The following is a 10453-nucleotide window of genomic DNA, read 5'->3' as shown; positions in this document are numbered from 1 at the left end:
CAAAGCCCAAGATATCTTACCCTCAGCCCCCATTCAACGCGATATCATAGATTTAATCGAAACCATTGTGGTTTATAAACTACCCCAAGCTAGTCGGGAGGAGATTGCAGAAATGTTAGGATTAACCGATTTAAAACAAACTCGCTTTTATCAAGAAGCCTTTGCCGAAGGACGAGAGGAAGGACGAGAAGAAGGACGAGAAGAAGGAGTTCAGCAAATGCAACAGGAGTTTATTCAACGGTTACTCAACCGAGGGAATAGTCCAGAAGACATTGCTCAACTCTTGGATATTCCCTTAGAAACGGTGCAACAATTCTTGAATTAGTTGTTTATAAACTACCCCAAGCCAGTCGGGAGGAGATTGCAGAAATGTTAGGATTAACCGATTTAAAACAAACCCGCTTTTATCAAGAAGCCTTTGCCGAAGGACGAGAAGAAGGACGAGAAGAAGGAGTCCAACAAATGCAACAGGAGTTTATTCAACGGTTACTCAACCGAGGCAATAGTCCAGAAGATATTGCTCAACTCTTGGATATTCCCTTAGAAACCGTGCAACAATTCTTGAAGTAGTGGTGCGTTGGGTGGGTATCAATTTGCCTATTTTCTCCACCTAACGCACTCTACGAGTTAGATTCCTTTTAAATGATTAGGGACAACTATTTACATTACTTGAGTTAGTCGTTCCTAACAGTCCAGGTGTGAAGAAAGGAGCAGGAGGAAGAAAAGACGTAGAGGGAATAAGTATCTGAACAGGTGAATTAGGGTTGATCAAATTGTTGTTATTAATCAGCTGACTAGACTGTACAAGTTTAAAGTTAGCTGGATCAATATCTGAATTGAAGGAAGGTGAGGTTGGTGTCTTCGCGTTTTGTAGATATAAATGTAAATTATTTAAACTAGAATTAGTAACAGGTGAACCTAATACATCTGACGGAGGATTAGTGCTAGTATTGCCCGACACATTAACACAAATATTACTACCATTTTCAGTATCTTCTACAGCAATACCAATATTTCCTCCAGCATTAGCATTTGTAGCATCCGTTTTCACTCCACCGTTATCAATGGAATTATTCGTAATGGCCACATTCGCCAGAGTTGAGCCACTAGAAGACGCGATACCTAAAACATCAATGGGAGTATCAACACCTACACCTATCCCAAAACGTCCCACATTACTAACTGTGTTTTCTGTGATAGTTGCTGTCGAAATGGTGCTGCTTTGGGTTGCTCCAATTGCTATTCCATCATTATCGACATTACTGACAGTATTTCCGGCAATGGTTATATTACTAATTGTGCTTCCCCCAGAAGCTCCGACAAAAATTCCATCATAGAGGTTGTTGGTGGAGCTACTCCCACCGCCAATGTCGCGTAGGGTGTTATTTTGAATGACAATACTATTAAGAGTATTACTGTTATCAACTCCTACAAAAATTCCAGATTCTGTTACATTGGTAATAGTATTATTTTCCAAGGTAATATTATTGACGTTGGCTGCATAAATACCTCGTTTGCCTCCTAAAAATGTAAAACCAGATGCGGTAATTGCTCCTGTAGAGTTTTGGGTATTAATCCCATAGTTTCCTGAATTACTGATTTGACTGTTGTTGGCACTGAGCAGATTTAATGTCCCGCTTAAATTATTTATATCAATTCCATGATCACTTGCATTGTCAATCGCAATTTGACTATTACTAATGTCAAAATTCCCAGTAATGTTATTGAGTGAAATGCCATCTGTGCTTGAATTGCTACTACTTAAACTGCCATTGGTGAAAGAGACATTATTCACTGTGTCTGCCGTTAAGACAGGTTGGTTTGTTGTGGTGACTGTATTGCCTGTCAAGTTAACTGTTCCTGTTGTATTATGTAAACGCAGAGGAGCATTAAGGGTGAAGTCAGAAATGTTTATTGTTCCCGTTGAATTTTGTAAATTCATGCCATGACCACCAGCACTATTAATTTGACTATTATTTCCTCCTATCACTGTTAAAGTACCCGTTATATTACTGACATTAATCCCATTGTTAGTCGCATTGTCAATAGTAATATTGTTGAGAGTCAGTTCTCCATCCATATTACTGACATTAATGCCATTATTTCCTGCATTTTCAATGGTCATATTGCTCAGGGTTAAGTCCTGATTAATATTACTCACATCTAGTCCATTTTGAGCCGCACTTTCTACGGTAATGGGACTGTTGCTAATCTCAAAACTTCCGGTGATATTATTCAGAGTGATCCCATTACTGGCAGAATTGCGACTGGTTAAACTGCCGTCACGAAAGGAGAAGTTTTCTACATTGGTGGCGGTTAGGGCGGGTTGGTTTGTTCCCGTGATGGTGTTTTCAATAAAGGTTAATGGTCCGGTGACATTTTCGAGTTGAAGGGCTGAATGGGTGGAACTGGTAATGGTATTATGGCGGACTTCAGAACTATTAATATTTTGCCCGACTAACCCTTGGGTGAGGTTAAAACCGGATAAAACGGTGTTATTGCCTAAATTGACGGTTTCGGCAATGGTGGGGAAGTCGCCACTCCCGGAGAGGGGAAGGGTGGTGGGTCCAAATTGGGTGTTAATCTGTTGGGGGACGGCAGTGGAGAGGACTTGCACATTATCCGGGATGGTAAAACCGGAGAGGTCTGCATTATCCCCAATCTGTACATAAATGATATCATTGACGGTGCTGTCAACGGTTGCGATCGCATCCTCACTCACCCCAAACGGGTCCTCAAACGTCCCATCCCCCTCCTGTCTTCCGGTGCTGGTGACGTGCTGAAACGTCCAGACTTCTCCCGTGCTAGGATTAATTGCCGTAATATCACTAAACGTTTCCGAAACCCGGTTAATATCAATTTCTTCATCCACCAAAATTGTCTCATTCCGGGCCACAGAATCACTCATTCTGTCTAACACTTCATTATCTGACTCTCCCTCAGCTTTCCCCCCGAAACTGAAGCCAAAATTAACCACAACATTCGTGCCAAAAATCTCGTCATGTTGCACTGCCAACCCAACGCTATAATTCTCTAAAGCCCGCGCTTCTAACCGGGCCCGCCAACCTAATGCGTTAGTATTAGTCGCATCGAGATAATATAATCCCCCGTATCCCCGCAACTCTCCAGCATCTCCGATATTGAGCAATTTTCCCCCTGCTTCTCCATCGAGGGTAAACATGGCCGCTTCATACCGTTGTCTTTCTTCAATGGTGCGTGTTCCCCCAAAGGACAAGACATTCCCCTGAAAACTTAAATCAGAAATATTAACATCACTCACCGTAGAAGTGGTTGACCCAACGGCTTTTCGGGTATCTCCAAAGGGAATATAACCATTAAACCGAAAATCCCAATCATTCCCTAATCGTTCTATCCCAAAGCCAATTTGATTAAATTGATTATTGCCTGTATCTCGCGTATCGTAGGCAATATATCCCCCTAGTAAGTTCTCACTCTCCTCATCATAAACCCGATGGCCAAAAAGAAGATTAGCCCCCAAGGTCTCATATTCTAACCATGAAACTTGTCCCTCTAAAAAAAAGAGATTCTCTCCAGGACTTTGAAATAAAGGGAAAAACCCTTCTAAATGGGAAAACTCAGCAACGCCAGCACCAGAACTGCTCACACCCCCACTCACGCGAGGTGTAATGATTAAATCCTGAGCAGAGGTACTATTAACTGGAGCATTTTGCGCCAACAGAACCGGAGTGGCAATCCCCCTGATTGCAATCTCTCCAACAGTGAGCAGACCGACACAACCTAAAACTAAATAATTATTCACGATTTTAAGGTATTAAGGATTATTAAATAATCGCAAATGCACCCAGTCAATTTAAACGCTTTGATCTTTAATTTAACTGAAAATAAACCGAAGCGCAAGAGATCGGCGAGATGGGGGAGTTGATAGTTGAGAGTTGATAGTGGATAGTTGAGAGTTGGGGCATTGAACCGCAAAGACACAAAGGACACATAGTTGAGAGTTGATAGTGGATAGTTGAGAGTTGGGGCATTGAACCACAAAGACACAAAGGACACGGAGATGGGGGAGATGGGGGAGATGGGGGAGATACACTACTGATTACTGTGACTGGTCACTGATTCGCCCCCTCACAAAGTGCAATAGAATAGAAAAGGGAGAGAATGAGTTAGTTGTGACTTGCTTACTGAGCAGGGGCTAAACGCCTGATCTGAAGCTGACTCAGACCCCAGATTCAATGACCCCCACCTACTTCGTGAGGTGAGGGAGTGGGGAGAGATAACCTTCCCGTAGCTGCGAATAGAGCCAAGAGCGGTTAACGAGTAAACACTTCCAGATGTTTCTCGCTTTTTGGATTAGATGTGAGGGGGTGGAATCTCGCCCAACTGGGTTAGTCCAGGACACAGCGTTAACCGTGGCGTAAGAGACGTAAACCTGATAAGGTTTATCCTCGGTAAAGTCTGCGCGTAGCGTCTTCGTGAAGTGATAAGACTGTTCCCTTGCTTGTCCAGTTAACTAACCCTTTGCCCACCTACTTACTAACCTTAGAACAGTCGTGAAAATTCTCTTAGTTGAGGATGATGAAAACCTCGCGGATGTCATCAGTGAAACATTACTCCATCACCATTATCTTGTTGAACACGCCGGGGATGGACAACAAGGGTTAGATTTAGCGGAATTATTCCCCTACGATTTAATTTTGCTTGATGTTTGCCTGCCTTCTGTAGATGGCTTAAAAATTTGTAAAAGATTGCGAGAACAAAGTAATCGTACTCCTATTTTATTGATGACGGGAGAATATAGTCGCCGTAGTATTGTGGCTGGACTGGATGCGGGGGCGGATGATTACCTCGCTAAACCTATTGATCTTGAAGAACTATTAGCTCGTATTCGGGCTTTATTAAGACGGAGAAAAGACCAAGTTTCTCCGGTAATTGAATGGGGATTGTTGTGTCTTTATCCGAGTAAATGTCAAGTGACCTATGGAGGAGATTTAATTCATTTAACGGCTAAAGAATATGAGTTGTTAGAACTGTTTTTGCGTAATCCTGATCGGATTTATAGTCAAAGTTTATTGCTAGATCGGTTATGGTCTTTTGAGGATACTCCCTCAGAAAATGCGGTTCGCACACAAATTAAAGGACTGCGCCAAAAATTGAAAAAAGCGGGGGCTGGGGAGATGATTGAAACCCTTTATGGTTTGGGGTATCGTCTCAAAACGCAACCGAAACAAGAAAAACCGCTCCCCCAACTGGCTAAAGCCTGGGCGAAAAGTCGGGAGAAATACTTGCAACGGGTGAAAACGTTAGAAACGGCTATTGTCACTTTAAGAAGTGATCCTACGGCTAGGGACTCTTATACGCAAGCTCAACGGGAAGCTCATACGCTGGCGGGGTCTTTGGGCAGTTTTGGCCTGAAAATTGCGACTCAGTTCTGTCGCCAAATTGAAGATAAATTACAACACAATCCGATCCCTTTTGACTTTCTGCAAAGTTTGTTAATTAACCTAGGACAACAACTAGAAGTCACTGAAGATAGTTCACCGGACTCCTCGGAATTGGCGACTGATTTACCCGGTCCGCCGAAAAATATCCAGAAAACGCCTTATATTTTAATGATTAGCAGCGATCGCACCTTAACCGATACCCTCACCCAAGCTATCCAAGGCCAGAAGATGGACACCGACACGGCTTTTACTCTCGAACAGGCCAAAAGCGCGATCGCGCAATCCCCCCCCGACCTCATCCTACTCGATCTCCGCCTTCCCCAGTCCCTCAAATTCCTTGCCGATCTCAACCAGCGCACTCCCCCTATCCCGGTTGTGGTCCTCAGTGAAACGGATACCTTCTCCCAACGGCTACAAGTAGCGCGTTTAGGGGGATTAGGCTTTTTACCCCATCCCATTGAGCCGCAACGCGCGATCGCCACCTTACAAAAAATCCTCGACCCCTCCTCCCTCCCCTTAGCCCGCTTATTAGTGGTCGATGATGACACCGAAATTCTCGACCTCCTCACCCACCTCCTCGAACCCTGGGGCTTTATCTTATATCCCCTCCATGATCCTCAACAATTCTGGGACACCCTAGAACGAGTCAAACCCGATCTTCTCCTCCTCGACATCAAAATGCCCCATGTGAGTGGCATAGAACTCTGTCAAATCGTCCGCAGCGACCCCGACTGGGGCGACCTCCCCATTTTAATGCTTTCTGCCTACCGCACCCCCGAAATTGTCCAACAAGTCTTTCTCACCGGGGCCGATGATTACATCCAAAAACCCATTGTCGCCCCCGAACTCCTGGCCCGCATCCTCAACCGCCTAGAACGTCGCAATTTCTGGCATAAACTGACCACGTTTATGGGGAATCGGAGATGGGGGAGATAGAGGAGATGGGGGAGATGGGGGAGATGGAGGAGATGGAGAGTAACAACTGGTGACTGGTGACTGTTCCCTGTTCCCTTGTTTACAAACAAAAAATCCCTGATTGATCATAAACTTTCGCGTAAACTAGATGGAGATTTGGAGAGTCTTATGCGATCGCTGTTGAACCCCGTTGAAGTCACAAAATCCTCTCGTTACAGCTTAAATTTACTGCCTGTGTTCGCCTTAGTGTCCATCCTTTGGGGACTCACCGGAATAACCGCCCAAAGTCAGGCCACCTCCCTCCAACTGGCCCAAGGGGGAAACCCGAACCAAGACCGCTTTTTACAGCCGAACCGTCCGGACAGTGAAGGGACTCCCGAAGACCCCCAAGACTCCGAGGAAGACCCCCAAGACTCCGAGGAGTCCCCCCAAGAGCAACCCCCCACAGCAACTCCCCAAAATCTCCCTCAGCCTAGTCCAGGGAACATTCAGGTGAATACCCTGACCATCACAGGAAGTAGTCTGTTTAGCCAAGAAGACTTTAATCGTCTCATTGAACCCTATTTGGGGCAACAAGTGAGCCAAGAGTCCCTACAACGCCTCGTAGATCGCATTACAGAACAGTATCTAGAACAGGGATATATTACCTCTAGAGCCGTATTAAAAGAAGACTCTCTCCCCACCGGAGAGATTCAAATTGAAATCTTAGAAGGGGGAATTGAAGCCATTGAGATAGAGGGAACAGACCGACTGAATCCTGATTATATCCGCGATCGCATTGCCCTAGGCACTGACACTCCCCTCAACACCGGAACATTAGAAAACCAACTGCGACTCCTCCGCACCAACTCCCTCATTGATAACATCGAAGCCAGTCTCCGCAGTGGCAATAATGCCAACCAAAGTATTTTAGTCGTCCGTGTCACCGAAGCCAGAGCCTTTCGAGCCAGTTTTAGTGCCGATAACTATTCTCCCCCCAGTGTTGGGTCAGAACGCTTAAATTTTACCGTGGGCCATCTCAACACCACCGGAATGGGAGATAGTTTCTTTGCCAGTTATCGACGCACCGCCCAAGGGGGGTCAGACACCTATGATTTAAGCTACAGTCGCCCCCTCAACCCCATGGATGGAACTTTACAACTCCGGACTTCCTTTAACCGAAATAACGTCGTCACCGAAGACTTTAGCTTCTTCGACATTCGCGGCGACTCCTCCCTGTATGAAGTCAGTTTTCGGCAACCCTTCATCAAAACCCCCAGAGAAGAATTCGCCCTCTCTCTCGGATTCACCTATCAAACCGGACAAACCCGCACCTTTCAGGGGCCAACCCCCTTTGGGGAAGGGCCAGAAGAAGACGGCACAACCACCACCAGTACCCTCAAATTTGGCCAAGAGTATATTCGCCGAGATGCGAGAGGGGCCTGGGCCTTGCGATCGCAATTTAGCATTGGCCTCGGCATCTTCGACGCAACCCTCAACCCAGACCTCACCCCCGATAGTCGCTTTGTCAGTTGGTTAGGCCAAATCCAGCGTGTGCAAATCCTCAACGAAAATAACTTTCTCATCCTCTCGGCTGACCTACAACTGGCCGCCGACCCCCTCCTCCCCTCCCAACAATTCGTCATCGGGGGTGGCCAGTCCGTGCGCGGATATCGGCAAAATGCCCGCTTTGGCGATAACGGCCTGCGATTTTCCGCCGAAGACCGCATCACCCTCATCCGTAATGAAGCCGGAACTCCCCAACTGATCCTCGCCCCCTTTCTCGACCTCGGTTGGGTGTGGAACAATGACAACCCCAACACCTTAGCCGACCAAACCTTCCTCGCCGGAATAGGACTCGGTGCAATTTGGGAAGTCATGCCTGGTTTCACCGTGCGTCTAGACTACGGTTATCCCTTCGTTGATCTCGAAGACCGCACCCAGAATCTTCAAGATGATGGAGTCTATTTTAGTGCCACCTGGAACTTCTAAGCTCAACTCCCCTGATAGGCTCGTAGTCAGCCCTTTAGGGCTTACAATAAATCCCTTAAATATCAATCAACTCCCCTGATAGGTTCGTAGTCAGCCCTTTAGGGCTTACAATAAATTCCTGAAATATCAATCAATGGATTGCCAATTGTTGGCGTAGGGGCAATTCATGAATTGCCCCTACTGTTCGGTGCTGCTCCTCATTGACCCAATTTCCCATCACTAAAAAGCAGAGAGATTGAGTTGTTCTGATGATATTCATCACTGAGACAGTCCAGTAGGGTGCGAAGTGCGACAGCGTAACGCACCAAAAACGCTATTCTAGAAACAATACAAATACGGGAACAGTCATTCCCTCCAACTTAGGGAAATTCGGAGAAAGTACCGTGAAAAAAATGACTCGACTGGGGTTGATTTTAGTAGCATGGGGACTACTGAATAGTTGCCAAGGCCAAACCACCGATGAACAACTCCAACAGGCCGCAGCAGCAATGGCAGATATGACGAAACCTTCTACTTTGTCTCGGTCTTGTTTTTATTTCGTCTATCCCAATGGCCAAGCAACGGAGTTTGTTCAGTATCTCTTTTCCGACTTGGGGAGTGCAGAATGGCCCGTGGCCATAGACCCCATGGAAGCAGAACAAATGAAGTCTATCGGTAAGGACGTTTTACCCCCAGAGGTGAGGGTATCCCCCCAACAGCGTCGTTATCCCCAAGAAAAGGAATTAGTTTTATCGGCCAATGCAGAGGGGGAAATTGTCGCGGAAGGATATCTTCAAGAGGAGGCAACCCCAACCCTAACCCAAACATGGAGTTTGGCCACTGCAACCCCCGATGAACCCACCCGACAACTCTGTCAGTCTAATATTGAAATGGGGATTGATGCAGGGATGACTCATGAGAATTCAAACTAAATCAGGAATCTGGAATCCTAACAAGGTTTCTGCTTTTTGTTCGGGGGTTAATCCTTTACTTTGGACTAAAACTCCAAACCCTCCGAGACCATTGGGATCAAGGAGTTGATGGAGTGCATCTCGTCGTTGTAAGACTTGCTGAATATCATATTTTCCACTGGATAAGTCTGCCAAGCGATCGCCCAATCCCAACGCCATTAAAAAGATAGCCTGTTGGGTAAACCCTTGCTGTTCTAATTGATAGTCTTCCCCATACTTTTCTAAGGCTGTAAAATTCACATGAGCCGTAATATCTTGATATCCCAAATTGACATAAGGATTATCATGGTGGCGATGTTGATAATAACATTTTAATGTGCCTTGGTAGCGTTGGGGGTTATAATAGCGGTGGGCAGGATAACCGTAATCTATGGTGAGTAAATAGCCTTGTTTGAGCTTCTGACTTACCCGTTTAAGCCAATCTAAAGCCGCTAAATTAACCTCTGTGACATAATCCTCTGGATAATTAGGCGGGGCTAATTCTAGCCCCATTTTGGCAAAATATTCTTTAATTTTTGGGGTCGATAATTCCCCCACCGTTTCCACCAGTTGCTCCTCCTGCCAAGTTACATAAATTTCTTTTAATTCTCCCTCTTTTATCGTCACTTTATGAACCGGAAACGCATCCACCAATTCATTAGAAAAACAACAACCCACTAACAAATGATCCGGGAGATCATCCCAGCGTCGCCAAGATATTTTTGTCCCTTTGTCAAGAGTATTTCGTAAAACTTGTTGTTGCTGTTCAATTAAACCTGGAGACTGTTCAATAATGATATATTCTAGAGACTTGAGACAGTCGGGATAATAACGCTCTAAAAACTGTAAACTATCCGCCGCCAAAAGTCCTTTTCCTGCCCCCATTTCCACTAAATGAAAGGGATCAGGTTTTCCCAAAATCTCCCACAGTTGCACCCACTGTTTTGCCAATAATTCCCCAAAATCTGCCCCTAATGAGGAGGAGGTAAAATAATCCCCTTCTTTTCCTATGCCCACTGTACCACTGCTGTAATAGCCGTATTGGGGATGATAGAGGACGATCGCCATAAACTCAGCAAAGGTGAGGGGGGTGCGATCGCGTATAATCTCTAGGAGGGGTTGACTATGGGGGAATTGAGTTGAAGTCATGCAGTTTGCTCAGATATCTCTCTCATCTGAGTTTACAATTTGTGAAGTGGCTTTCAAGCAAACCTT

6 protein-coding genes and 1 pseudogene are annotated in these 10453 nt (G+C 45.5%); 5 read left to right on the top strand and 2 right to left on the bottom strand.

The window, feature by feature from the left end:
- Nucleotides 1-325: Rpn family recombination-promoting nuclease/putative transposase (locus tag PN462_RS13790; RefSeq protein ID WP_272128919.1), on the top strand; the 325-nt coding region annotated here is incomplete at its 5' end.
- Nucleotides 322-570: pseudogene (locus PN462_RS13785) on the top strand (Rpn family recombination-promoting nuclease/putative transposase); the annotation flags it as partial. The gene PN462_RS13790 and the pseudogene PN462_RS13785, both read left to right, overlap by 4 nt.
- Before the next feature lie 76 nt (nt 571-646).
- On the opposite strand, the gene PN462_RS13780 reads toward PN462_RS13785, so the two are convergent.
- The gene (locus PN462_RS13780; RefSeq protein WP_272128917.1) at nt 647-3781 is read right to left on the bottom strand and encodes a beta strand repeat-containing protein; all 3135 of its coding nucleotides are present in this window, start codon (nt 3779-3781) and stop codon (nt 647-649) included.
- Between the two features lie 751 nt (nt 3782-4532).
- Between PN462_RS13780 and PN462_RS13775 the strand changes: the two genes are divergently transcribed.
- The 3 genes from PN462_RS13775 (at nt 4533) to PN462_RS13765 (ending at nt 9220) form a co-directional block, all read left to right on the top strand.
- Complete coding sequence (locus tag PN462_RS13775) at nt 4533-6359, top strand: response regulator (RefSeq protein ID WP_272128916.1); 1827 nt, start codon at nt 4533-4535, stop codon at nt 6357-6359.
- Nucleotides 6360-6506: 147 nt separating this feature from the next.
- Nucleotides 6507-8309 (top strand): ShlB/FhaC/HecB family hemolysin secretion/activation protein, encoded by a 1803-nt coding sequence (locus tag PN462_RS13770; protein WP_272128913.1) that lies wholly within the window; start codon nt 6507-6509, stop codon nt 8307-8309.
- 392 nt (nt 8310-8701) lie between these two features.
- A complete protein-coding gene (locus PN462_RS13765) occupies nt 8702-9220 on the top strand; it encodes a hypothetical protein (protein ID WP_272128911.1) in 519 nt (172 codons plus the stop codon).
- Here PN462_RS13765 and PN462_RS13760 read toward each other — a convergent pair.
- On the bottom strand, nt 9212-10387 hold the full coding sequence (locus tag PN462_RS13760) for a class I SAM-dependent methyltransferase (RefSeq protein ID WP_272128909.1): 1176 nt from the start codon (nt 10385-10387) through the stop codon (nt 9212-9214). The genes PN462_RS13765 and PN462_RS13760 overlap by 9 nt on opposite strands.
- Nucleotides 10388-10453 lie beyond the last annotated feature (66 nt).

The sequence above is a fragment of the Spirulina sp. CS-785/01 genome (genome assembly GCF_028330525.1).
Classification (GTDB): domain Bacteria; phylum Cyanobacteriota; class Cyanobacteriia; order Cyanobacteriales; family Spirulinaceae; genus JAQMSD01.
The sequence above is the reverse complement of the archived record's forward strand: the minus strand, read 5'-3'. Positions and strand labels throughout refer to the sequence as shown.